Source organism: Desulfomicrobium escambiense DSM 10707, assembly GCF_000428825.1.
In the GTDB taxonomy this organism is placed as follows: Bacteria; Desulfobacterota; Desulfovibrionia; order Desulfovibrionales; family Desulfomicrobiaceae; genus Desulfomicrobium; species Desulfomicrobium escambiense.
Window position 1 is genome coordinate 99,295 of sequence record NZ_AUAR01000003.1, and the last position, 22,787, is coordinate 122,081.

Genomic DNA, 22,787 nt, shown 5'->3' on the forward strand with positions numbered 1-22,787 from the left:
GTCCTAACCTGGTTGATAGGCCAGCCAGAGCTGACACTGCTTGTCCGCCGGCCATTTCTCGCCGGGGAGGGGTTTCTGTTTGCCGACGATGACGCCCTGTCCGCTGATCCTGGGCACGATCCCGTGCCCCACCAAAATTTCCAGCGCTTCGCGCACGGTGGCGCCCTGCAGGTCGGGCATGGCTTCGGCGTCGGCCGCGATGATCGGCTGGCGCTCCACTGGGGCCGCGAAACGCTGCGACTGGGCGTGCGCCTGGGCGACCTGTACCGCCGGCGGTTCCGCCGGGGCCGTCAGCATGCCCGTCGCGGTCAGGAGCTGCACGCCGACGTTGCGCACCTCCGGGGCCACCAGCACGCCGCCGTAGTGCCCGGCCTGCGGCTCGTCAACGAGCATGTAGACCAGGTAGCGTGGCTTCTCGGCCGGAAACACCGCGACGAAGGAGGCCACGTACTCCCCGCCGTAACCGCCCGTGGGGCTCGCCTTCTGGGCCGTGCCCGTCTTGCCGGCCATGCGCACGCCATCGATGCGCGCCTGGGTGCCGGTTCCATCCATCTGCACCACCTCTTCGAGCATGGCCATGACCTGGGAGGTCACTTCCCGATCAAAAACGCGCACGCCCTCGACGGGGCGGTCGGGCTCGTACAGCAGGCGCAGCGGGATGCGCACGCCGCCGTTGGCGATGCACAGGTAGGCCCCAGCCATCTGCAGCATGGTCACGCCAAGCCCCTGCCCGAAGGCCATGTTCGCCAGTTCGACTTCGCGCCACTGACGGGCAGGCCTGAGCAGTCCCGCCGACTCCCCGGCCAGGGGCAGGCCCATGGGCCGACCGAAACCAAGCGCCTGCAGGTACCGGCTGTATTTCTCCGCCCCCATGGCCAGGCCGATCTTGGCCGACCCGATGTTGCTGGAGTAGCGGACGATCTCGTTCACGGTCAGGTTTTCGTACTTGTGCGTGTCCTTGATGCGGCGGCCCTTGAGGCTCCACTTTCCGTTCTCGCAGTAGAACCTGGTGGTGGGCTGGCAGACCTTTTCCTGCAGCGCCGCCGCGACCATGATGGGCTTCATGGTCGACCCGGGCTCGAAGATGTCCACGGCGATGCGGTTCTTCCACTCCCCGCTGGCCTTCTGCACCGAGTTGGGATTGAAGAGCGGGTAGTGCACCCAGGCCAAAATCTCTCCCGTGGGCACGTTGACCACCAGGGCCATGCCGGTCTTGCCCTTGGCCCTGGCCACGCTGCGGGCCAGGGCGTCCTCGGTGGCCAGCTGCACCTGGCTGTCGATGGTCAGCCGCAGGTCCTGGCCGTCGAAAGATGCCCTGTCCTCCCCTTCGATCGAGGACAGGCGGTTGCCGGCGGCGTCGCGCTGGACCGTGTACTTGGTCGAGGACGGGGTGAGATGGTCGTTGAAGGCCTTCTCCAGACCCTCGATGCCCTTGCCGTCCATGTTCACGAAACCGAGCAGCTGCCCGGCCATGTGCCCCTGCGGGTACTGGCGGGAATTCTCGGCCTCGAGGTACACGCCGGGCAGGCCTTCCTCGCGCACGGCCGAGGCCTGCGCGTCGCTGATCTTCCTGGCCACCCACACGAAGCGCTTCTTGGTCTTGAGCTGTCCGGCCACGTCGCCGGGGTTCAGGCCGAGAATCTTGCCCAGTCGCTGGGACACCGCCCAGACGTCGCCGACCTCGTTCGGCCGCACGTAGACCGACGGACTGGCGATGGACTTGGCCAGCAGCAGGCCGTTGCGGTCGAAGATCTCGCCGCGCTTGCCCGACACCGTCTCCGAGGCCCAGTACTGCCGGTTGGCCATCTTGGCATATTCAGGCCCCTTGATCACCTGCACGTGGTAGGCGCGCGCCCAGAGTCCCATGAGGGCCAAAGCGAAAAGGACCCCGGCAAAGATGATCTTGCCGCGGCTCCAGTCCCTGGGTGGTTTGCTACCTGTCTTGGCCACGATTGCCTCGCCTATTCCTGCAGAGTGCGGATCTGGTCGCGGTGCGGCGGACGCAGCCCGGCCCCTTCGGCCCTGGCGCGCAGCGTCGGCGGCGCCAGCAGATACTGGCGCTCCACCTGCAACTTCGAATGCTGATCCCGCTTTTCCTGAAGTTCGCGCTCCAGGGTCTTGAGCTCATAGGCCAGGTCGACCCTCTCGATGTTGACCCAGACAAGCCCCAACCCCAGAACGATGGTCATCACGAACACGAGTCCCAGGCCCAGATACCCCGAGCCCAAGCCCTTCACTCTCCACCCCCTGCGATACGCTCGGCCACGCGCAGCTTGGCGCTGCGGCTGCGGCTGTTGGCCCGCATCTCCTCGTCTCCCGGCAGCTGGGGCTTGCGGAAAGGCAGGCGGAGCCTCTTCTCGTGGCCGCACGTGCAGACGGGATACTCCCGCGGACACAGGCAGCCGGTGCTCTCCGTACGGAAGGCGCGCTTCACGATGCGGTCCTCCAGGGAGTGGAAGGAAATGACGCAGATGCGCGCGCCCGGGCGCAGGTAATCGACGACGCGCGCCAGAAAATTCTCGACCTCTCTCAGTTCCTGGTTGACTTCCAGGCGCAGGGCCTGGAACGTCTTGGTCGCGGGGTGGTTGCGGGCCAGGGCGCGGCGCTTGGCCGGGTAGGCCGCGGCCACGATGCGGGCAAGCTCCAGGGTTGTCTCGATGGGGGCCTTTTCCCTGATCTCGACGATGGCGCGTGCGATGCGCCCGGCCATGGGCTCCTCGCCGTAGTCCCACAGGAGCTGGCGCAGACGTTCGAAGGAGGCGCCGTTGACGATGTTCGACGCGGGCTCACCGCCTGACCCCGGATCCATGCGCATGTCAAGGGGCCCGTCGTGCAGGAAGGAAAACCCCCGTTCGGGGCTGTCGAGTTGCAGGGACGAAACCCCGAGATCGGCCACGACGCCGTCCAGGAAGTCCCAGCCGACCTCCCGCAACGCGCCGGAAAAATTCTGAAACGAGGTGTGCGCCAGATGCACGTTCTCCCCGTAGCGGGAGAGCCGCTCGCCCGCCTTCTGCAGGGCCTGCCTGTCGCGGTCCAGGCCCAGAAGGTGCGCCTGGCCGCCGGTCATTTCCATGAGCCGCGACGCATGGCCGCCAAGGCCAAGGGTGGCGTCCATGTAGAAGCCGCCCGGCTTGGGGTCGAGCCAGTGCATGACCTCGTCGATCATGACCGGGATGTGTTCGGAGTATGCGTCCATGGGCCCCTTCGGATCAGAACCGGAGTTCAAAGCCGTTGCCGGCCAGATCGTCCATGACCTGGTCGAAATTCTCCTGCATGGCCGTGCGCTGCGCCTCGAACCGCCCCAGGTCCCAGATCTCGAACTTGCGGCCCACGCCGGCCAGGACGATGTCCTTCTGCAGTCCGGCGTAGCTGCGCAGATGGGGCGGGATGAGGACGCGGCCCTGCTTGTCCAGGGTCACCTCGACGGCTCCGGAGATGAAGAACCGGTGGAAGTCCCGCACGCGACGGTCGGCCATGTTCAGCTTGGAAAAACTCTGCTCGATCTGCTCCCACTCGGGCAGGGGGTAGGCGGCCACGCAGTCGTCGAAATTCGTCAGGATGAGCTTGCCCTCGGGCGACTGGGCGAACACCTCGTCGCGAAACTCCGGGGGCAGCATGAGCCGCCCCTTCGGGTCCTGCGTACGATGTGAATGCCCTCTGAACATGCCCAGCCCTCACCTTTTTCCACTTTTTACCACTTTTTACCACCCTTACTCACGCACCTCCCGGAGAGTCAAGCCATTCCACCACTTTTTGCTCAAGTCGGGAGCGAAAAAATGCGGCCATCTCCCTGCGCCGATGCGGCGCGCTTTCGCGGGCTAAGCGGGATACGCCGCACCGCGCCCCTTCGCCGCGCCCAGCCTTCGGCGAGGCGCGCCTGACACTTGCGTCGGGATGCGACCGTTCGTGACGGTCGACGCAAAAATTTCCGCCGCTCCCACTCAATTCCTTGACTCGCAATTTTGAGAGGCATATCCACTGGAGTGGAAAAGATAACCTATGCTCTGCGGTCAGAAATACCAGATCCATCGCAGTTCATGATTTTCGACATGCACGAATGCAGATTCGGACATGCCGAGAGGATGCAATGCGTCACATGATGGACTCTTCCACAAGCCATCCTGAAATGACGCAACGCAATTCTTCGAATAAATAGAACAAACAGGACATTGTTCCCGACGTACACGAATGGACATCGCTGTTCTTCTCTCTTGCGCAGCAGCAGGGATGCTTGCAGGAATCGGTGCAAGTCATTCCTTTCCACGCGGGTGGCTGACCGCCACTCTCGGAGGCACAGTGTGCGCCCTCCTTGCCGCGGGTCTGGTCCTGTCCGGACAACCCGTTTGGGAGTGGCGCAGCGCATGGGCGGTCGGGGGCGAGCGTCTGCTCGTGCGACTCGACGAAATCAGCGCCTTTTTTCTGCTCCTGCTCGGCGTCGTCGGATTTGCGGGCGCAATCTACAGCCGTGGATACTGGAACGAAGGCCGTCACCCGCGCTCGGCCCGCTCCGGGCGGCTGTGGTGGAACGCGATGCTCATGAGCATGGGGCTGGTGCTGACGGCCGGCAACGGCCTGCACTTCCTCCTGGCCTGGGAATGCTTCGCCGTGAGCGCCTATTTCCTCGTCACCCTGGACCGCGCGAATCCCGAGGTCCGCGCCGCAGGCTGGATCTACCTGGCCGCCTCCCACGCCGGTACCCTGGCGCTCTTCGCCCTTTTCTCCACCCTGGCCGCGCGCACGGGGACCTGGGAACTGGGGCCCGTCCGCCATCTCGCGGACCTTGCCCATCTCTTCTGGCTTGCGCTGCTGGGTTTCGGCATCAAGGCCGGCGTCTTCCCCCTGCACATCTGGCTTCCCTCGGCCCACGCCAACGCCCCCAGCCACGTTTCCGCCCTCATGTCCGGCATGGCCCTCAAGATGGGCGTGTTCGGCCTGGTCCGCTTCGGGTCCTGGCTGCCCATGCCCATGGGCGCGGGCTGGGTCGTGGCCGGACTGGGCTGCGCCAGCGCCGTCCTCGGGGTCGCCTTCGCCCTGGGGCAGCACGACCTCAAACGACTGCTGGCCTACCACAGCGTGGAGAACATCGGCATCATCCTCATGGGCCTGGGCTTCGCCATGATCGCCGCATCCCAGGGCCGACCGGAGTGGGGCGTCCTGGCCCTGGCCGGCGGCCTGCTCCACGTCTGGAATCACGGACTCTTCAAGGCCCTGCTCTTCCTGGGGGCCGGCTCGGTGCTCCATGCCGTGGGGACGCGCGAAATGAGCCGTCTGGGGGGCCTGTGGAAGGCTATGCCCTGGACGGCAGGATTTTTCACCCTCGGGGCCATGGCCATCTGCGGCCTGCCGCCCCTGAACGGCTTCGTCAGCGAATGGCTGGTCTTTTCGGGCCTGTTCGACGCAAGCCGGCATCAGACCGGGGCGATCCTGGGCGCGGTGCCCGCGGCCATCCTGCTGGGGGCCACCGGCGCCCTGGCCCTGGCCTGCTTCATCAAAGTCTGCGGGGTCGTCTTCCTTGGCGCGCCCCGGACCGAGGCCGCCGGAAAGGCGCACGAATGCGGTCCCGGCATGCGCGGGGCCATGGCCGTCCTGGCGGGCGGGTGCCTGGTCATCGGCCTCGCACCGGCCCTCCTCTGGCCGACGCTCATGCGCGTGGCCACGGCCTGGTTCGGACTCGCGGCGCCCCTGGACATCCCCAACCGTCTGACGCCGCTGGGCACGGCCCATGTCCTGATCGCCCTGCCCGCCCTGGCTGCCGGGGCCCTGGCCTACCGGCTCCTGCGGCAACGCACGGCCCGGGCCCTGACCTGGGATTGCGGCTACGCCGAACCCACGCCGCGCATGCAGTACACCGCCGGGTCCTTCGCCGGCATCATCACCGGCTGGTTCGACTGGATTCTACGGCCCATGGTCCACGAGGACCCGCCCGCGGATTTCTTTCCGGCCCATGCGTCCCGGACCTCGCACACGCCCGAGACGGTCCTCGAACGGGTCGTCAGCCCCTTCGGGCTGGCCATCCTCAGGCTTTCGGATCTGGTCAGGGGCTTCCAGCACGGCAGGACCCAGGCCTACATTCTCTACCTGTGTGCGGCCATCCTCGCGCTGGCCCTGGCCATCCCCTTCAGCGGCGGGACGGCGCCCTGATCCATCAACCTCCACGCATCGATAACAGACATGTATCTCAACCTCATTCAGATCGCCGAGTCCTTTGGGGTCTCGGAACAGCTCGTCCTCGAGTGGGTCAGAAACGAAGGCATGCCCCACGTGCATGACCGCGACCGCATCCTCTTCGAGCAGGACCAGGTCATGACCTGGGCAGCCCGCAACGGGCTGGCGGCCAACACGGGCTTCCTCGCCCAGCCGACGCCCGCTCTGGCCTCGAACCTGGACCTCGCCGCATTGGCGCGGCGCGGCGGAATCTGGCGCGACGTTGCGCCGGACGGCCTCACAGGCGTGCTCAAACGCATCGTCCGCAGCCTGCCGGGCGTCCAGCCCGCAGTCCTCGACATGCTCGCCCACCGCATCTGCACCCCGGAAGGGCTGACCATGGCCCCGACCGGCGGGGGCTTCGCCCTGCCCCACCCGGCCCGCGGCGTCTTCCTCGGCGAAGCCTGCGCCCTGGTCGCGGTCATCCTGCTGAACGCCCCTCTCGAAGGGACCAAGGGACCGGACAAAATCCCCGTCACCCGGCTGCTCTTCTTCATCTCGCCCACGCCGCGCCTGCATGTGGACATGCTCGGCCTGCTGGCCCGCAGCATCGCCTCGGGCGTGTTGAGCGCGGCGCTGGACCAGGCTGCCGACGACGAGGCCCTGCAGCAGGCCCTCATCGAAGGCAGCGGACACGCCGTGCCCTTGAGATCCGGAGGGAGACGATGATCTCCGCATTGCTCGGAACGGCCGCCCTGGCCCTGGTCCTGGCCTGCGCCCTGGGGGCGCGTCCGCGCCTCTGGCTTGCGCTCAACAGCCTCGGCGCCCTGGCCGGCCTGGGCTCGGCGGCAACGGTCCTGACAGGCGGCCGGGGATGGGCCTTGAGGAGTGCCCTGACCCTGGGCGGGGAAAACGTCTTCTTGACCCTCGACGCCTTGAGCGCCCTCTTCCTGACGCTGGTCTGCCTGGTGGGCGGACTCGGGGCGCTCTATGCCTCGGAATACTGGCCCGACGAACACTTTCCGCGCTCCGCACCCCGGGGGCGGTCGTGGTGGAGCGCCCTCGTGCTGTCCATGGGCCTGGTCCTGACCTGCGCCAACGGGCTGCACTTCCTCTTCGCCTGGGAAGCCTTCGCGCTGAGCGCCTACTTCCTCATCACCCTGGACCGGGAGCGCTCCGAAGTGCGCCGGGCCGGCTGGCTCTATCTGGCCGCCTCCCACGCCGGGACCATGGCCCTCTTCGCGTTTTTCTCGGCCCTGGCCGCTGGCGTCGGGACCTGGGACCTGGGACCCCTGCGCGACCGGCCCGACCTGGCCCCGCTCTTCTGGCTGGCGCTGGTGGGCTTCGGGGTCAAGGCGGGCATGTTCCCCCTGCATATTTGGCTGCCCTCGGCCCACGCGGGCGCGCCGAGCCACGTCTCGGCCATCATGTCCGCCGTGGCCGTCAAGATGGGCGTGTACGGCATCGTCCGCTTCTCCGGCTGGCTGCCCGTGCCCGACGACGCGGGTTGGGCGGTGCTCGGCATCGGCTGCGCAAGCGCCCTGATGGGCATCGTCTTCGCCATGGCCCAGAACGACATCAAGCGCCTGCTGGCCTACTGCACCGTGGAAAACGTCGGCATCATCCTCATCGGCCTGGGCCTGGCCCTGCTGGCCGCTGCCCACGGACACCCCGCCTGGGGGCATGTCGCCCTGGCCGGGTCCCTGCTGCACGTCTTCAACCACTGTCTGTTCAAGACCCTGCTCTTCTTCGGCGCAGGCTCGGTCCTCCATGCCACGGGCACCCGCGACATGAGCCGCCTGGGCGGGCTGTGGCGAACCATGCCGTGGACTGCGGCCCTCTTCGCCGTCGGCGCGGCCGCCGTGTCCGGCCTGCCGCCGCTCAACGGCTTCGTCAGCGAGTGGGCCATCTACCAGGGCTTGCTCAAAGCCGTGGCCCAGAAGGGCGAGACCTTCGGCGTGCTGCCGGCCGTCATCGTCCTGGCCGGGACCGGCGCCCTGGCCCTGGGCGCGTTCGCCAAGGCTTCAGCCATCGTCTTTCTCGGCGCGCCCCGCGGCAAGACCTCGGGACACGCTGCCGAATTCGGCTTCGCCATGCGCGCGGCCATGGTCGTACCGGCAGCCATCATGCTCTGCGTCGGCCTCATGCCCGGCTATTTTTTTAATATGGTGCAAGCATGCATCGCGGCCTGGACGCCGCAGTGGGCCCCTGCCGCGCCCCCCATCCCGGTCCGGGCCATCGGCGGGGCGCACACGGCCCTGGCCTGCGCCCTGGCCGCCGCCGCGATCATCGCCCTGCGCAAGGTGCGGGCGGGCGGCATCCGCCGGGGACCGACCTGGGACTGCGGCTACGCAGCTCCGAGTGCGCACATGCAGTACACCGGCGGGTCCTTCGCCGGCATCGTGACCGGCTGGTTCCGGTGGGCCCTGCGCCCCGAAAGGCGCATCCGCCGGGTCCGCGGCTATTTCCCGGAATCGGCCCTGGCCCTGGAGAGGGTCCCGGAAACCGTTCTGGAAAAGGGGATCGAACCCGCCGCCAGAACCGTCATGCTTCTGGCCGACGCGGCGCGGAGCCTGCAGCACGGACGACTGCACCTTTATATTCTGTATGTATTCCTCGGGGTCACGGCGCTGGGGATGCTGGTCTTCCAGGGAGGGATGTGATGTCCGCGATCATGGATATTTTGCTGCGCCTGCTGGCCTGGCTGGTCCTGGCGCCGCTCGTTCCCGGCGTCATCAACAAGGTCAAGGCCTGGGTGGCCTGCAGGCAGGGACCGCCCGTGCTCCAGCTCTACTACGACCTGGCGCGCCTGTGGCGCAAAGGCGTGGTCGTCAGCACCCTGGCCTCGCCCGGCTTCGTCATCGCACCGGCCGTGGCCTGGGTGGCGGTGGTCGGCGCAGCCCTGCTGCTGCCCCTGGCCGGGGCCGGGACGCCCGTATCCTTCGACGGCGACGTGCTGCTCCTGATCTACCTCTTGGCCCTGGCCCGCTTCTGCACGGCCTGGGGCGCCATGGAAACGGGATCGGCCTTCGAGGGCATGGGCGCGGCCCGCGAGGTCAGCTACGCCGTGCTGGCCGAGGTCGGCATCATCACCGCCGTCCTGACCCTGGTGGTGCAGTCGGGCAGCATCTCCCTGTCGTCCATGTTCGCGCCGCTGCCCGGCCCCAGCGCGGCCCTGCTGGCCGTGGGGCTCTTCATCATCCTGCTGGCCGAAAACTGCCGCGTGCCCTTCGACGACCCCAATACGCACCTGGAGTTGACCATGATCCACGAGGTCATGGTCCTGGACCACAGCGGGCCGCCCCTGGCCATGATCCTGCACGGCGCGTCGATCAAGCTGATGCTCTTCGCCGCCCTCCTGGCCCAGACCGTGCTGCCCCTGGCGGAACTGCCCCTGGCTGCGTCCGTCGCCGTCCTGGCCCTGGCCGTCCTGCTGACGGCCGTGGCCGTGGGTCTGGTGGAGTCCCTGACGGCTCGCCTGGCCTTCCGCCGGGTGCCGCTCCTGCTGACCATCGGTTTCCTGTTCTGCCTCTTTCCGCTGCTGCTGACATGGATGGGTGACATATGAACGATTCCCTCAATCTCCTCATCGGCCTGGCCATGGGCCTCAACCTCCTGGCCCTGGGCACCAGCCGGCTGCCCGTGCTGATCCGCGCCGTGGGCGCCCAGGGCGTGCTCTTGGGGCTGGTGCCGCTGGTCCTCGAAGCCCACGAACTGGACTGGCGCCTGGTGCTCATCACCCTGGCCACCGTGGCCGGCAAGGGCTTCCTCATCCCGGGGCTGCTGCACCGCGCCATGCGCACGGCCAACATCGCCCGCGAACTGGAACCCTACATCGCCTACATCCCGTCCCTGCTGCTGGGGGCCGGGGCGACCATCGCGGCCGTGTCCCTGGCCCGCCACCTGCCGCTCCTGCCAGAGCACGCCGGGACCCTGCACGTGCCCGGGGCCATCGCCCTGATCCTGACCGGCTTCATCCTGCTCATCGGCCGGACCAAGGCCATCTCGCAGGTCTGCGGCTACCTGATCCTGGAAAACGGCATCTACCTCGCCGGCCTCCTGCTCATCCGCTCGACCCCGATCCTGGTGGAGTTCGGCATCCTGCTCGACGTCACCGTCGGCATCTTCGTCATCGGCATCATCGTCGACCGCATCCAGCGGGCCTTCGATTCCCTGGACACACGCAAACTCACGGCGCTGCACGAATGAACTCCATGCTCCTGATCCTCATCCCCGTGGTCGGCGCGGCCCTGGCGGCCATCTGGCCCGACAGGCGCACGCGCCCCCTGCTGCTGCCCGCGGTCGGCGCCGCGCACTTCGCCCTGTGCCTGTGGCTCATGGCCGCACCGGCGGCCGTGGACCCGGCCGCGTGGCTGGCCTTCGACCCCCTGGCCCGGGCCATCCTGCCCGGCGTGTCCCTGCTCTTCCTGGTCTGCGCCTGCTACGCGGCCAGCTACCTCCGGCTCAAGGAGCAGGGAAACAGGGTCTTCGTCGCGGCCCTGCTCCTGGTCCTGGGCCTGCTGAGCGCGGGGCACCAGGCCCGGCACCTGGGCATCCTGTGGATCGCCACCGAGGCCGTGACCCTGGCCTGCGTGCCCCTGATCCATTTCACGGGCACGCCGCGCGCCTTCGAGGCGACCTGGAAATACCTGCTGGTGGGCGGAACGGGCATCGCCCTGTCCCTGCTCGGATCCATCTGCCTGGGCTACGCCTCCCTGCACGGCGGCGGGTCCGGCGACATCACCTTCACGGCCCTGCTGGCCCACGGCCCGAGCCTGTCCAAAACCTGGGTCCTGACGGCCTGGGTCCTGCTGCTGGTCGGGTACGGCACCAAGATGGGCCTGGCCCCCATGCACACCTGGAAGCCCGACACCTACGGCGAGAGCCCCGGCCTGGTCGGCGCGCTGCTGGCGGGCGGGGTCACGTCCGTGGCCTTCACGGCCATCCTGCGCGTCAAGTCGGTCATCGACGCGGCCGGGGAAGGGGCCATGGCCGACCGCAGCCTTCTGGCCCTGGGCCTCTTCTCGACCCTGACCGCGGCCCTCTTCCTGCTGCGCACACGGGATTTCAAGCGCATGCTCGCCTATTCGAGCATCGAGCACATGGGCATCCTGTGCATCGCCTCGTCCTTCGGCAGCGCCGGGGTCTGGGCGGCCCTCTTCCATGTCTGGAGCAATGGCCTGACCAAGGGCACCCTCTTCCTGAGCGCCGGCAACCTGCAACGGGCCGCGGGGTCGGCCTCCATGGACGACGCGCGGGGCATGTCCAAAATCCTGCCGCACAACTCCAGGCTCTTCGTCGCGGGCATGTTCGCCATCACGGCCTGCCCGCCCTTCGGCCCCTTCTTCAGCGAACTGCTCATCGTCCGCACCGGCCTGGCGGGCGACCACCCATGGGCCATCGGCCTTTTCCTGGTCTGCCTGCTGCTGGCCTTCTTCGGGCTGTCCCACGTGGTTTTCGCCATCGTCGACGGCCGGCCGCGCCTGAAGAAGCCCGACCCGGCCCACATCCGGGAGACCGCAGGCCTCGTCCTGCCGCCGCTGGCGCTGCTTGCCGCATCGCTCTGGCTCGGCCTCTTCACCCCGGCCATCCTCAAGGATGCCTGGTCCGCAGCAGTCCTTCAACTCTTCCCACTGCCATGAACACACTCGCACCGTTTTTCTCCTTCGCCAACGCATCCAGAGTCTCCTGGGCCTCGGTCCCGGTCTTTTCGGTGACCAAGCTCGTCCGCCTGACCGGCGAACTGATCCGGGGCGGCGCGCGCCTCGTGGCCTGGTTCGGGGTCCCGGACCATGACGAGACGACCCTGGTCGCCATCCTGGCCATGGACGACGACAGCATCCTCGGCGTGGCCCGCAGCGAACCCGTCAGCGGCTCGTACCCGTCCCTTACGCCCAAATACCCCCAGGCCCATCTTTTCGAGCGCGAGGCCTGGGAACAGCACGGGCTGGTCCCCGTCGGCCACCCGTGGCTCAAGCCCGTGCGGCACACCAACGGCGACGCGCCGGCCAACGCGCCCTTCTTCCGCGTGGAAGGCGGCGAGGTGCACGAGGTGGCCGTGGGGCCGGTCCACGCCGGAGTCATCGAACCCGGGCACTTCCGCTTCCAGTGCGCCGGCGAGGAGGTCATGCATCTGGAGATCGCCCTGGGTTACCAGCACCGCGGCGTGGAGGATGCCCTGGCCGGCGGTCCCCACCGCGGCACCGTGTTCCAGATGGAGGCCGTGGCCGGAGATTCGACCATCGCCCATGCCACGGCTCACGCCATGGTCATGGAGGCCCTGGCCGGCGTCGAGGCACCCCTGCGCGCCCAGTGGCTAAGAGCCGTGGCCCTGGAACTCGAACGACTGGCCAACCACACCGGCGACATGGGCGCCCTGGCCATGGACGTGGCCTTTCTGCCGACCTCATCCGCCTGCGGCAAGATCAGGGGCGACTTCCTGAACCTCACGGCGCTGCTGTGCGGCAACCGCTTCGGCCGCGGCCTGGTCCGTCCCGGCGGGTGCATGCACGACCTGGAGCCGGAGCGCCTGGCCACCCTAGTCGAACGGCTGAAAACCCACATGGCGGATGTCGAGCAGGCCATGGCCTGGTTCTGGGACGCGGCCTCGGTGCGCGTACGCTTCCGTAACGTCGGCGTCGTGCACCCGCCCCAGGCCGTAAACATAGGGCTGGTCGGCCCCGCGGCGCGGGCCTGCGGGCTGGTCCGGGACGTGCGCTTCGACCACCCGGCGGGTTGGCACCGCTTCTCCCAGGCCCCTGTGGCGGTCTGGCCCAGCGGCGATATCTTCGCCCGGGCCCGCGTGAGGTCCCTGGAAGTGCAGCGTTCGGGCCGCTATCTTTTCGAACAGCTGGCCGAACCCGTGGACGGCGAACTGCGCACCGCACTTGGAGCACCCCAGCCCGAAGCCCTGGCCGTGGCCCTGGTGGAGGGATGGCGCGGCGAGGTCTGCCACGTGGCCCTGACGGGCCATGACGGACGCTTCCGGCGCTACAAGATCAAGGACCCGTCCTTCCACAACTGGTCCGGCCTGGCCCTGGCCCTGCGCGGCACGGCCGTCTCGGACTTTCCCATCTGCAACAAGAGCTTCAACCTGTCCTACTGCGGGTTCGATCTGTAAGGGGAGCGCTCATGTACATTTTCGACACCCTCATGAACCGCATGCGCCGCGGCTGCCAGACCATGGCCTACCCCCACGGCCCGGCCCCGGCCCTGCCCGACCGCCACGGCGGCGCCCTGCGCCTGGATGCCTCGGCCTGCCCGGCAGGCTGCGACGCATGCGCCGAAGTCTGCCCCACGGGCGCCATCTCGCGGCAACCCGGATCGAGCACGACATTGGACCTCGGCCGCTGCCTGTTTTGCGGGGCCTGCACCAAGACCTGTCCCCACGGCGCCGTGACGCGCACAAGCGACCACCGCCTGGCGGTGCGTCGCCGGGACGACCTGCTCCTGGGCAAGCCCGGCGAGGAGGAGCTGCGCCTGGCCGAAGCCCTGGACAAAAAGATGAAGAGCCTCCTGGGACGCTCCCTGCGCCTGCGGCAGGTCAGCGCCGGCGGGTGCTGCGCCTGCGAGGCGGACATCAACGTGCTCGGGACCATCGGCTGGGACCTGGGCCGCTTCGGCATCCAGTACGTGGCCTCGCCGCGCCACGCCGACGGCGTGCTCATCACCGGCCCCGTGACCAAGGGCATGGAGCTGGCCCTGCGCAAGACCTGGGAGGCCGTACCCGAGCCGCGCATCGCCATCGCCCTGGGCGCCTGCGCCATCAGCGGCGGGCCCTTTATCGGCCACCCGCAGCACAACGGCGGGGCCGACCCGGTGGTGCCCATCGACCTCTACATTCCCGGCTGCCCGCCTCACCCCCTGACCATCCTCGACGGGTTCCTGCGCCTGCTGGGGCGCCTCGAAGAACAGAAAGGCTGATCTTTCGGGACGCAACTCCCTGGAAAAAGGGCGCAAAAAAGGGCCGGGATCGCTCCCGGCCCTTTTTTGGGCTATGGCAAATCTGCTTAGTACATGCCGCCCATGCCGCCCATGCCGCCGCCGGGCATGGCCGGAGCAGCCTCTTCCTTGGGCTTCTCGGCGATGGCGCACTCGGTGGTCAGCAGCAGGGAGGCCACGGAAGCGGCGTTCTGCAGGGCGATGCGGGTCACCTTCTTGGGGTCGATGACGCCGGACTTGAGCAGGTCTTCGTACTCGCCGGTGGCGGCGTTGTAACCGAAGTCTTCCTTGCCGTGGCGGACCTTGTCGATGACCACGGCGCCTTCGACGCCGGCATTACCGCAGATCATGCGGATGGGCTCCTCGATGGCGCGGCGGATGACCTGCACGCCGGCGGCCTCGTCGTCATCGGCGGGCTTCACGGAATCCAGGACGGCCTGGCAGCGCACCAGGGCGACACCGCCGCCGGGCACGATACCCTCTTCAACGGCGGCGCGGGTGGCGTTCAGGGCGTCTTCCACGCGGGCCTTCTTTTCCTTCATCTCGGTCTCGGTGGCGGCACCGACGTTGATCACGGCCACACCGCCGACGATCTTGGCCAGGCGCTCCTGCAGCTTCTCACGGTCGTAATCGGAGGTGGTCTCCTCGATCTCGTTGCGGATCTGCTTCACGCGGGCCTTGATGGCTTCGGCTTCGCCGGCGCCGTCGACGATGGTGGTGTTTTCCTTGTCGATGACCACGCGCTTGGCGGAACCGAGCTGGTTCAGGGCGATGCTTTCGAGCTTGACGCCCAGGTCATCGGACACGACTTCGCCGCCGGTCAGGATGGCGATGTCCTGCAGCATGGCCTTGCGGCGCTCGCCGAAGCCGGGGGCCTTGACGGCCACGACCTGCAGGGTGCCGCGCAGCTTGTTGACGACAAGCGTGGCCAGGGCTTCGCCTTCGATGTCCTCGGCGATGATGACCAGGGGCTTGCCCATCTTGGCGGCCTGCTCCAGAACGGGGAGCAGTTCCTTCATGTTGGAGATCTTCTTCTCGTTGATGAGGATCAGCGGGTTGTCCATTTCGCAGACCATCTTGTCGGGGTTGGTCACGAAGTAGGGGGACAGGTAGCCGCGGTCGAACTGCATGCCTTCGACGACGTCAAGGGTGGTTTCCAGGCCCTTGGCCTCTTCAACGGTGATGACGCCTTCCTTGCCGACCTTGCTCATGGCCTCGGCAATGATGTTGCCGATGGTGGAGTCGTTGTTGGCGGAAATGGTGCCGACCTGGGCGATTTCCTTCTGGTCGCGGGTGGGCTTGGCCAGCTTGTCCAGGCTCGCGATGACGGCCTCGACGGCCTTGTCGATGCCGCGCTTGATGGACATGGGGTTGCGGCCGGCGGCGACCAGCTTGATGCCCTCGTGGAAGATGGCCTGGGCCAGGATGGTGGCGGTGGTGGTGCCGTCACCGGCGATGTCGGAAGTCTTGGAGGCAACTTCCTTGACCATCTGGGCGCCCATGTTCTCGAACTTGTCTTCCAGTTCGATCTCCTTGGCCACGGTCACGCCGTCCTTGGTGATGATGGGGGAGCCGAAGGACTTTTCGATGACGACGTTGCGGCCCTTGGGTCCGAGGGTGACCTTGACGGCATCGGCCAGGGTGTCCACGCCCTTCTTCAGTCTTTCACGGGCCTTGGCGTCGAACTTGATAACTTTAGCAGCCATGTGTGCGTCTCCTTATGTAATGAAAGATTAGGCTTCGATAACGGCGAGGATGTCGTCCTCGCGCATGATGAGCAGTTCTTCGCCGTCGATCTTGACTTCGGTGCCGGCGTACTTGTTGAAGATCACCTTGTCGCCGGTCTTGACGCCCATGGGGATCTGCTTTCCGTCATCGGCGACCTTGCCGGGGCCGGCGGCAACCACTTCACCCTTGATGGGCTTTTCCTTGGCGGAGTCAGGGATGATGATGCCGCCTTTGGTTACCTGTTCCTCTTCGAGACGCTTGACCAGGATACGGTCGTGCAACGGTCTGAGCTTCATGTTTTCCTCCAAGATGTTTAAGAATTGCTTCCGAATAGATAAAATTTCTGGCACTCTTCACCAACAAGTGCCAACACGCGGGCCTGTTCGTTCCTCGCCGGTCCGCGCAAGACAGAGGCCCAAATAATCCCTGCCCCGGTGAAGTCAAGGGCGACCGCGCAAAAAAATTTCATGTTCATCCGGATTTTTCCGCGGCCGGCCTGCGCGTCTTGTGATTCCGGCCGAGGCAGGCTATGGATTTCGCCTTGAAAACGCGTCCCGATTCGATCAGGGACGACACCGCAGACAAGGACACGCCCATGCTCGACATCAAATTCGTTCGCTCCAACACCGACGACGTCAAGGAAGGCCTGCGCAAGAGGCGCAGCAAGCTCGACCTCGACGAGTTCCTGGCCATCGACCAGAAGCGCCGCGACCTCCTGCTGGAGGCCGAGGAGCTCAAGGCCCGCCGCAACCAGGCCTCGGGCGACATCGCCCGCATGAAGAAAACCGGCGAGAACGCCGACGCCCTTCTGGCCGAGCTCGGGGCCATGTCCACCCGCATCAAGGCGCTGGACGAGGAACTCAAGGACATCGACGGCCAGACCGAGCAGTGGGTCATGTCCATCCCCAACGTCCCGCACCCCTCGGTCCCCGAGGGCGTGGACGACTCGGACAACGTGCAGGTCCGCACCTGGGGCGCCAAGCCCGAGCTGGACTTCGCCCCGAAGGAACACTGGGAACTGGGCACGGCCCTGGGCGGCCTGGACTTCGAGACCGCGGCCAAGATCACGGGCAGCCGCTTCGTCCTCCTGAAGGGCTGGGCCGCGCGCATGGAACGGGCGCTCATCAGCCTCATGCTCGACGTGCAGACCATGGAGAACGGCTACGACGAGGTCATGCCCCCGGTCATCGTCAACCGCGAGAGCCTCATGGGCACCGGCCAGCTCCCGAAATTCGAAGAAGACCTCTTCCGCCTGGGCGACTCCAACTACTACCTCATCCCCACGGCCGAGGTCCCGGTGACCAACATCTACCGCGACACGACCCTGGCCGAAGGCGCCCTGCCCATCGCCCACTGCGCCTACACGGCCTGCTTCCGCTCCGAAGCCGGCTCCTACGGCAAGGACACCAAGGGCATGATCCGCCAGCACCAGTTCGACAAGGTGGAGCTGGTGCGCTTCGTCCACCCCGACACTTCCTACGACGAACTGGAAAAGCTGCTGGGCCACGCCGAGAGCATCCTGCAGAGGCTGGGTCTGCACTACCGGGTGGTCACGCTGTGTGCCGGAGATTTGGGCTTTTCATCCGCGAAAACTTACGATATAGAAGTTTGGTTGCCCGGTCAGGACAAGTATCGCGAGATCTCGTCCTGCTCCAACTTCGAGGACTTCCAGGCCCGCCGGGCCGGGATCCGCTTCAAGCCGGTGGCCTCGAAGAAGAGCAGACTGGTGCACACCCTGAATGGCTCTGGTCTGGCCGTCGGCCGAACAATGGTAGCGATTCTGGAGAATTACCAGCAGGCCGACGGGTCGGTCATCGTCCCCGAAGCACTGCGTCCGTACATGAACGGACAGGAAAGGATCGAACTGAAAAAAGGATGACTTTCCGGCTTGACAAGCAGATGGCCCGACTATAGAAGCGTCTTCTCTTTCGGGCCGTTAACTCAGACGGTAGAGTATCTGCCTTTTAAGCAGAGAGTCGAAGGTTCGATCCCTTCACGGCCCACCAAAACCTTGCGTCCCCATCGTCTAGTGGCCTAGGACGGCGGCCTCTCACGCCGCTAACAGGGGTTCAAACCCCCTTGGGGACGCCACTTTTTTTTCTGACGCGGTTCGCGTCCCCATCGTCTAGCTAGGTCCAGGACACCGGCCTTTCACGCCGATAACAGGGGTTCAAATCCCCTTGGGGACGCCAAATATTTTGGGCGATCGTTCAACGGCAGGACAGCGGACTCTGACTCCGTCAATCTTAGTTCGAATCTAAGTCGCCCAGCCACGTCCCCATCGTCTAGCTAGGTCCAGGACACCGGCCTTTCACGCCGATAACAGGGGTTCAAATCCCCTTGGGGACGCCACAAGAAAGCAAGGTCTTTCAGCGCACGCTGGAAGGCCTTTTTCTTTGGCTCACATCGCAGCCACATTTTCCAAAAGTCGTCGTCGCTCGTTCCCGAAAATCCGCCAGAAGCCGTCTCGACACCGAAGCCGGACCAGGACGCCCCCCCCTTCCGGCCGGGCAAGAGCTATCGGTCTCCCTCACGGTTACGCAACAAAACCCTCCTCCCTCGTACAGCGCGGCCCTTTGGCCGGCACAGGCCTTACGCCACCTGCATTCTCCGCTCGACGCCAAGTCCCCCATGGCGTATGTAAGGAGATTCGTTTCGTTCCCGATGGTTCGCCCTGAAACTTGCCCACGAAAATCAGGCAATCTCCGGGCGTCATGGCCACACCCAAACCATGCAGGCCGCTCTGGCGGCTTTGCCCAAAACAAAGCGAGGCAACCGTGCACAACATGCCGACACATCCCGTACTGCAACACCGATGGGCGGTGCGGGATGGCCGCGAGGGAAAGGCCCTTGTCTACTATGGGCTGCGCAATCCTCCCTATCATCACGAAACGGTCTTGGTCGTGCCGGACGCTTTGGGCGACGCCCTGACAGGACTTGACGGTACAAAAACTCTGGACAGCCTACCGGGAATCGTGCGCGAGAGCGACGAATTCCGCTACCTGCTCACGCAGGGGATCGTGGTGGATAAAACGGACCAGCGACAACCATCCACGGCCGAGCGCAAACGGGTCTGCACCCGCTGCGTAACCGACGACCATCTCCTGCCAGGGCTGGAATTCGATGCCCGCGGCGTATGCGCCTTCTGCCAGTGCTATGAACAGGCCGAACGGGAAGGGGGGACCGCCGGACCTCGCAACGCGGTGGATGAGGAGACGTTGCTGTCCATCGCCGCCAAGAACAAGGACTCCCGTTTCGACGTCATGGTCCTTTGCACCGGAGGCAAGGATTCCACCTATCTGCTCTGGTATCTGGCCAAAAAGCTTGGGCTGCGCGTTTTGGCCGCATCCTGGAACATGCCCTACACCAACGACACCTGCCGCAGAAACATCCGCCGCGCCCTTGAACTGCTGCCGGATGTCGAACTGGTGGAACGGACCCTGCCCGCAAACGCCATCCGTGACGCCATGCGCTCCCAGTTCGGCCACGTGGGGGTACCGTGCCTTTGCCCGACCGTGGCCCACATCCTCTTTTTCCCTCTTGCCGCCGAAGAACGGATTCCGATGGTCATGCAGGGCGTCGAAGAAGTCCAACTGGCGGTCATGAGCTACGTCATGCGCAACCTGCAAAACGAAAACGGGCAGTCCAGTCCAACTCTGTCCATTCGCGAGCAGACCCTGCAGTTCCTGGAGATGGTGGCAAACACTCCCGAACCAACCGCGCCTTTTTCCCTGACTGCGGATTTTCTCCACTATCAGCGCGCTATCCGAAACAGCCTCGGCTCGATTTACGCTCCCCTTGATCGCCTGCTCACGCGGGCCCGGCAGGACGAATCCGCTTTTGTGCCGCAATTCCTCCGTTTAAAGACAAATGCACTGTATGGTTCATGGAGCGAGGTGGCCGCGCTCATGCACAAGGAAATGGACTGGGAAATGCCTCCGGGACAGAAAGGATTGCTGCATACCAGCTGCCGCATCGAAAAAGTCAAGGACTATTGCCAATTCATGCGTTTTCAGAACATGCGCACCACCTCGTTCCCGCAATCCATCGTGGAAGTTGGCGCAGGGGTCTATTTCGGCCTGCTCTCCCGCGAGGAGGCGCTGGGCGAGTTAAAGGAACTCGGCTACTGTCGTGAACCCCAGGTGATGACCGAACTGCTCGATGATCTGGGCATGACCGATGACGATCGTCACAATCATGGGGAAACCGTTTTCTCCCTCTGCAACTGCGTAGCGGGCCTTCGGAGTAAAGTATGACCGCGGAATTTTTAAACCGGGCCGAACCCATTTTTACCGAGGCGGGCTTGGAAATCCTGCGGAACAAAGTTGTCGCCATCGCCGGCCTGGGCGGCGTGGGGGGCGGCGCATTCCTGGCGCTGGTCCGCTGCGGGGTGACCCGCTTCAGGTTGGCGGAAAACGGCGTGTTCGACCCGCCGGACATGAATCGACAGGCCGGAGCCTTTGGCCAGACCCTCGGATGTTTCAAGCTCGATGTGTACGTGGAGCTGGCCCGATCCATCAACCCCAGCCTGGAACTGGAATGCTTTCCGGAAGGAATCACCGGAGGCAACCTCGACACATTCCTGGCCGGCGCCGACGTGTATGTCGGCGTCATCGACGTGGAAAAAGGCTCTGACGTCAAGGCGATGACCCCGCCTCTGCTGCACAAGCACGGTCTGCCCATGTTTACTTGCGGGGCCATCGGCTTTGGCGCGCTGCTGGTAGGCCACGAGCCGGGCGGCATGATGCCGGAAACCTTCTGGCAGCTCGTACAGGAACAGTCCAACGGCAGCCAGGGTTTGCTGCCGCCTTTTTTGGGACGCCTGTTCAACCGTTCGGTCATGGATCGCATCGCCGAGGGCAACGCGTCCGGCATTGTCCCCACAACGGCCATCGGAGGATTGGCGGCGAACACCCTGCTGGCCTGCGAGGTCCTCGTCTGTCTGCTGCGGGGAACCGGCCTTGTAGACCGCGAACCGGTGTTTGCCCCGCAGTTTACCATGGTGGATTTCCTCAACCAAAAACTGGTCGTGGGCGATGTGCGGCCAGGAGCATGACGCCGGCACCTTCTCGTGCCGGGACAACGGATTCCGCTGGGAGCCAAGGAGGTGCATGTGGGTCGCGAGGAGCTGATCCGAAATCTGCGCGAGTCGCACCGGATGATCGAACCCGGCCAGGACGTCACGATAGATTTTTTCCGTCCCGAGGACGCCCAGGGAGTGGCGCTGGCGTACTATGACACATATGGCGACACATTTCCGCTGGAACATGTCTACAACCCCGAGGAAATCACCCGCCGTAACGCCACGGACGACCACCACACCGTGGTCGCCCGGACACCGCGAGGAGAGATTGTCGGGCTGTTCGGGATATTTCGCCACGCCCCGAATCCCGGCGTATACGAAGCCGGGCAGCTTATGGTGCTGAAAAGTTATCGCAATAGGCACATCAGCACGCAATTCAACGCAATGGCCCTCGACACCCTGCCCAGGAAGCTGCGAATACCCGTGATCTTCCTGGAGGCAGTGAGCAACCATGTGATCTCCCAACGTTTCGCCCAAGACAGGGGCTTGGTGTTCACCGGACTCGAAGTAGAATGCCTGCCGGCCAAGGCCAACGGCGCATCGCGGAACATCTCGCTTTTCCCGATGTTCAAGGCGTTTGAAAACGCCGCCTGCGAGACGCACCTACCCGAAGCATACCACGCGTTGTGCACGGCATTGTATGCGGAGTTGGGCCTCCCCCGCACATTCGCGCCGTCGGTGGCTCTTGCGGGAGCCACGCTGGCGACTCCTTTTTGTCTCCCGGAGAGCGGCTTGCTGCGCCTGACGGTAACCCGGGCCGGCAGTGATTTTGACGAAGCCGTTCGCGCAGCAGAGGCCATCATCGATCCTCGCGGCGTGGTCCAGATCTTCGTGAACCTTGGCGACGCAGCCGCTCCCCAGGCTGTGAACGTTCTGCGACGTCGGGGGTATTTCCTTGGCGGACTGCTGCCGTACTGGTTCGGCTCAGACGGCCTGATCATGCAGAAAATCGGACAGGAACCTGACTGGGATACCATCCAATGCGCTGACCGCAACGCCACCGCCATGCGCGACATGGTCCGCAAGGATTACGAACGCGCTCAATGCCGGTGCCCCAGACAGGCCTGACCTACGGATAGGCAAGAGTTTGTGAATCATCCATCCTTCCATCACTGCAGGGAGAGATTCCAGATGAAACGATTCGTCCTGATCACAGCGTTGTTTGCGTTCAGCCTGCTCGGGACTCATACTCCGGCTGGCGCGACAGGGAATTTCAACCAGTTCATCGGATTTGGCGACAGCACACTGGACAGCGGGTATTTCCGGTATGCTTCATCGGGCAATCCGGCCGTGGATGCAGCACTTCTCTCCGCCATTGCGGCAGGAGCCCAGGGCGGATTCGCCGGGCCAGGGGTGATGACCTCCACCATGTTGGCCGGACGGTTTGGCTTGGACGCGGAGCCAATCAGCGCCGGTGGGAGCAATTACGCCAACGGGGCCACCTATACGGCGCCCCTGCGCTCCTCCGAAGGCGTCGCGTATGCTTCCGGCAGAATGTCAATTTTTGAAGACATCCCTCTTTGCCATTGAACGAGAGTAGAGCGTTCCTGGGCTCTTCGCCGTTCAAAAAGGATCCCCTGGCGAACAGCAAAAAAACGGCTTTCAAGTCCACACAAAAACCACACGTCCACAGGACTTTGGGGCGTTTTAGGACTCAAGGGTTTTTATTTTTTCAAAGTATTTGAAAGGATTATGAGAATCTGTTTCATCGGCTTGGCTTCTTTCACGCCGATAACAGGGGTTCAAATCCCCTTGGGGACGCCATCTTTTCTCTCGCAGGCCCCGGGCTACCGCCCGGGGCCTTTTGCGTTCTCCGCCCGCCCCGAACCCTTCCCGACAGGCAGCGTCCGAAATCCCGGCAACTTTTGACGCGTACCGTCAAATTGTTTAT

General features: G+C 65.2%; 19 protein-coding genes and 5 tRNA genes. 18 read left to right on the forward strand and 6 right to left on the reverse strand.

Translation table 11 applies throughout. The features are described from left to right. Positions 1 to 3: 3 nt before the first annotated feature. Genes G394_RS0103720 through mraZ form a run of 4 tightly spaced genes read right to left on the reverse strand, consistent with a single transcriptional unit; the run spans position 4 to position 3,665 of the window. A complete protein-coding gene (locus tag G394_RS0103720) occupies positions 4 to 1,950 on the reverse strand; it encodes a penicillin-binding transpeptidase domain-containing protein (protein WP_028576512.1) in 1,947 nt (648 codons plus the stop codon). Positions 1,951 to 1,961: 11 nt separating this feature from the next. Next, complete coding sequence (locus G394_RS0103725; RefSeq protein ID WP_043774661.1) at positions 1,962 to 2,237, reverse strand: hypothetical protein; 276 nt, start codon at positions 2,235 to 2,237, stop codon at positions 1,962 to 1,964. Then, positions 2,234 to 3,196 (reverse strand): 16S rRNA (cytosine(1402)-N(4))-methyltransferase RsmH, encoded by a 963-nt coding sequence (rsmH, locus tag G394_RS0103730; RefSeq protein ID WP_028576514.1) that lies wholly within the window; start codon positions 3,194 to 3,196, stop codon positions 2,234 to 2,236. The genes G394_RS0103725 and rsmH overlap by 4 nt, the downstream gene beginning before the upstream one ends. A gap of 13 nt (positions 3,197 to 3,209) precedes the next feature. Continuing rightward, complete coding sequence (mraZ, locus tag G394_RS0103735) at positions 3,210 to 3,665, reverse strand: division/cell wall cluster transcriptional repressor MraZ (protein ID WP_028576515.1); 456 nt, start codon at positions 3,663 to 3,665, stop codon at positions 3,210 to 3,212. Positions 3,666 to 4,296: 631 nt separating this feature from the next. Here mraZ and G394_RS0103740 point away from each other — a divergent pair. Genes G394_RS0103740 through G394_RS0103775 form a run of 8 tightly spaced genes read left to right on the forward strand, consistent with a single transcriptional unit; the run spans position 4,297 to position 14,067 of the window. Continuing rightward, positions 4,297 to 6,141: a proton-conducting transporter transmembrane domain-containing protein gene (locus G394_RS0103740; protein WP_245578254.1), complete on the forward strand. Its 1,845-nt coding sequence runs from the start codon at positions 4,297 to 4,299 to the stop codon at positions 6,139 to 6,141. Between the two features lie 30 nt (positions 6,142 to 6,171). After that, a complete protein-coding gene (locus G394_RS17825) occupies positions 6,172 to 6,873 on the forward strand; it encodes a hypothetical protein (protein ID WP_211226212.1) in 702 nt (233 codons plus the stop codon). Next, positions 6,870 to 8,807, forward strand: a complete 1,938-nt coding sequence (locus G394_RS0103750) for a proton-conducting transporter transmembrane domain-containing protein (protein WP_028576517.1) — start codon at positions 6,870 to 6,872, stop codon at positions 8,805 to 8,807. The genes G394_RS17825 and G394_RS0103750 overlap by 4 nt, the downstream gene beginning before the upstream one ends. Beyond that, positions 8,807 to 9,712 carry a respiratory chain complex I subunit 1 family protein gene (locus G394_RS0103755; RefSeq protein ID WP_211226214.1) on the forward strand — a complete coding sequence of 302 codons (906 nt, stop codon included), beginning with the start codon at positions 8,807 to 8,809 and terminating at the stop codon, positions 9,710 to 9,712. The genes G394_RS0103750 and G394_RS0103755 overlap by 1 nt, the downstream gene beginning before the upstream one ends. Further along, positions 9,709 to 10,353, forward strand: coding sequence for a hydrogenase (locus G394_RS0103760; RefSeq protein WP_028576519.1), 645 nt, complete (start codon positions 9,709 to 9,711; stop codon positions 10,351 to 10,353). The genes G394_RS0103755 and G394_RS0103760 overlap by 4 nt, the downstream gene beginning before the upstream one ends. Beyond that, the gene (locus tag G394_RS0103765) at positions 10,350 to 11,786 is read left to right on the forward strand and encodes a proton-conducting transporter transmembrane domain-containing protein (protein WP_028576520.1); all 1,437 of its coding nucleotides are present in this window, start codon (positions 10,350 to 10,352) and stop codon (positions 11,784 to 11,786) included. The genes G394_RS0103760 and G394_RS0103765 overlap by 4 nt, the downstream gene beginning before the upstream one ends. Continuing rightward, positions 11,783 to 13,264 (forward strand): hydrogenase large subunit, encoded by a 1,482-nt coding sequence (locus G394_RS0103770; protein WP_028576521.1) that lies wholly within the window; start codon positions 11,783 to 11,785, stop codon positions 13,262 to 13,264. Before G394_RS0103765 ends, G394_RS0103770 begins: the two co-directional genes overlap by 4 nt. Before the next feature lie 11 nt (positions 13,265 to 13,275). Then, positions 13,276 to 14,067 carry an NADH-quinone oxidoreductase subunit B family protein gene (locus G394_RS0103775; protein WP_043774662.1) on the forward strand — a complete coding sequence of 264 codons (792 nt, stop codon included), beginning with the start codon at positions 13,276 to 13,278 and terminating at the stop codon, positions 14,065 to 14,067. 86 nt (positions 14,068 to 14,153) lie between these two features. Here the strand turns inward: G394_RS0103775 and groL are convergent, their stop codons facing one another. Further along, entirely contained in the window at positions 14,154 to 15,791 is a 1,638-nt protein-coding gene (gene groL, locus G394_RS0103780; RefSeq protein WP_028576523.1) for a chaperonin GroEL, read from the reverse strand. Between the two features lie 27 nt (positions 15,792 to 15,818). After that, positions 15,819 to 16,109, reverse strand: coding sequence for a co-chaperone GroES (gene groES, locus G394_RS0103785; protein ID WP_028576524.1), 291 nt, complete (start codon positions 16,107 to 16,109; stop codon positions 15,819 to 15,821). 299 nt (positions 16,110 to 16,408) lie between these two features. On the opposite strand from groES, the gene serS reads away from it, so the two are divergent. The 10 genes from serS to G394_RS0103835 all read left to right on the forward strand — a co-directional run bounded on the left by serS (position 16,409) and on the right by G394_RS0103835 (position 22,426). Then, positions 16,409 to 17,692, forward strand: coding sequence for a serine--tRNA ligase (gene serS / locus G394_RS0103790; protein WP_028576525.1), 1,284 nt, complete (start codon positions 16,409 to 16,411; stop codon positions 17,690 to 17,692). A gap of 51 nt (positions 17,693 to 17,743) precedes the next feature. Continuing rightward, positions 17,744 to 17,819: transfer RNA gene (locus G394_RS0103795), tRNA-Lys, on the forward strand. A gap of 9 nt (positions 17,820 to 17,828) precedes the next feature. Beyond that, positions 17,829 to 17,904 (forward strand) — tRNA-Glu (locus tag G394_RS0103800). A gap of 23 nt (positions 17,905 to 17,927) precedes the next feature. Then, positions 17,928 to 18,005, forward strand: a tRNA-Glu gene (locus tag G394_RS0103805). A 7-nt stretch (positions 18,006 to 18,012) separates the two neighbouring features. After that, a tRNA-Gln gene (locus G394_RS0103810) sits at positions 18,013 to 18,086 on the forward strand. Between the two features lies 1 nt (position 18,087). Next, positions 18,088 to 18,165: transfer RNA gene (locus G394_RS0103815), tRNA-Glu, on the forward strand. Positions 18,166 to 18,599: 434 nt separating this feature from the next. Then, positions 18,600 to 20,069, forward strand: a complete 1,470-nt coding sequence (locus G394_RS0103820; protein WP_043774723.1) for an adenine nucleotide alpha hydrolase family protein — start codon at positions 18,600 to 18,602, stop codon at positions 20,067 to 20,069. Further along, positions 20,066 to 20,869, forward strand: coding sequence for a ThiF family adenylyltransferase (locus G394_RS0103825; RefSeq protein WP_028576527.1), 804 nt, complete (start codon positions 20,066 to 20,068; stop codon positions 20,867 to 20,869). Before G394_RS0103820 ends, G394_RS0103825 begins: the two co-directional genes overlap by 4 nt. 57 nt (positions 20,870 to 20,926) lie before the next feature. After that, complete coding sequence (locus tag G394_RS17830) at positions 20,927 to 21,964, forward strand: GNAT family N-acetyltransferase (RefSeq protein WP_084435287.1); 1,038 nt, start codon at positions 20,927 to 20,929, stop codon at positions 21,962 to 21,964. Positions 21,965 to 22,027: 63 nt separating this feature from the next. Beyond that, positions 22,028 to 22,426, forward strand: coding sequence for an SGNH/GDSL hydrolase family protein (locus G394_RS0103835; protein WP_028576528.1), 399 nt, complete (start codon positions 22,028 to 22,030; stop codon positions 22,424 to 22,426). The last annotated feature ends 361 nt before the right edge of the window (positions 22,427 to 22,787 follow it).

Coding starts and splice junctions, on each gene's coding strand:
- rsmH (WP_028576514.1), bottom strand. CDS start 3,196: ATGGACGCATACTCCGAACACATCCCGGTCATGATCGACGAGGTCATG.
- mraZ (WP_028576515.1), bottom strand. CDS start 3,665: ATGTTCAGAGGGCATTCACATCGTACGCAGGACCCGAAGGGGCGGCTC.
- G394_RS17825 (WP_211226212.1), top strand. CDS start 6,172: ATGTATCTCAACCTCATTCAGATCGCCGAGTCCTTTGGGGTCTCGGAA.
- G394_RS0103750 (WP_028576517.1), top strand. CDS start 6,870: ATGATCTCCGCATTGCTCGGAACGGCCGCCCTGGCCCTGGTCCTGGCC.
- G394_RS0103755 (WP_211226214.1), top strand. CDS start 8,807: ATGTCCGCGATCATGGATATTTTGCTGCGCCTGCTGGCCTGGCTGGTC.
- G394_RS0103760 (WP_028576519.1), top strand. CDS start 9,709: ATGAACGATTCCCTCAATCTCCTCATCGGCCTGGCCATGGGCCTCAAC.
- G394_RS0103765 (WP_028576520.1), top strand. CDS start 10,350: ATGAACTCCATGCTCCTGATCCTCATCCCCGTGGTCGGCGCGGCCCTG.
- G394_RS0103770 (WP_028576521.1), top strand. CDS start 11,783: ATGAACACACTCGCACCGTTTTTCTCCTTCGCCAACGCATCCAGAGTC.
- G394_RS0103775 (WP_043774662.1), top strand. CDS start 13,276: ATGTACATTTTCGACACCCTCATGAACCGCATGCGCCGCGGCTGCCAG.
- groL (WP_028576523.1), bottom strand. CDS start 15,791: ATGGCTGCTAAAGTTATCAAGTTCGACGCCAAGGCCCGTGAAAGACTG.
- groES (WP_028576524.1), bottom strand. CDS start 16,109: ATGAAGCTCAGACCGTTGCACGACCGTATCCTGGTCAAGCGTCTCGAA.
- serS (WP_028576525.1), top strand. CDS start 16,409: ATGCTCGACATCAAATTCGTTCGCTCCAACACCGACGACGTCAAGGAA.
- G394_RS0103820 (WP_043774723.1), top strand. CDS start 18,600: ATGCCGACACATCCCGTACTGCAACACCGATGGGCGGTGCGGGATGGC.
- G394_RS0103825 (WP_028576527.1), top strand. CDS start 20,066: ATGACCGCGGAATTTTTAAACCGGGCCGAACCCATTTTTACCGAGGCG.
- G394_RS0103835 (WP_028576528.1), top strand. CDS start 22,028: ATGAAACGATTCGTCCTGATCACAGCGTTGTTTGCGTTCAGCCTGCTC.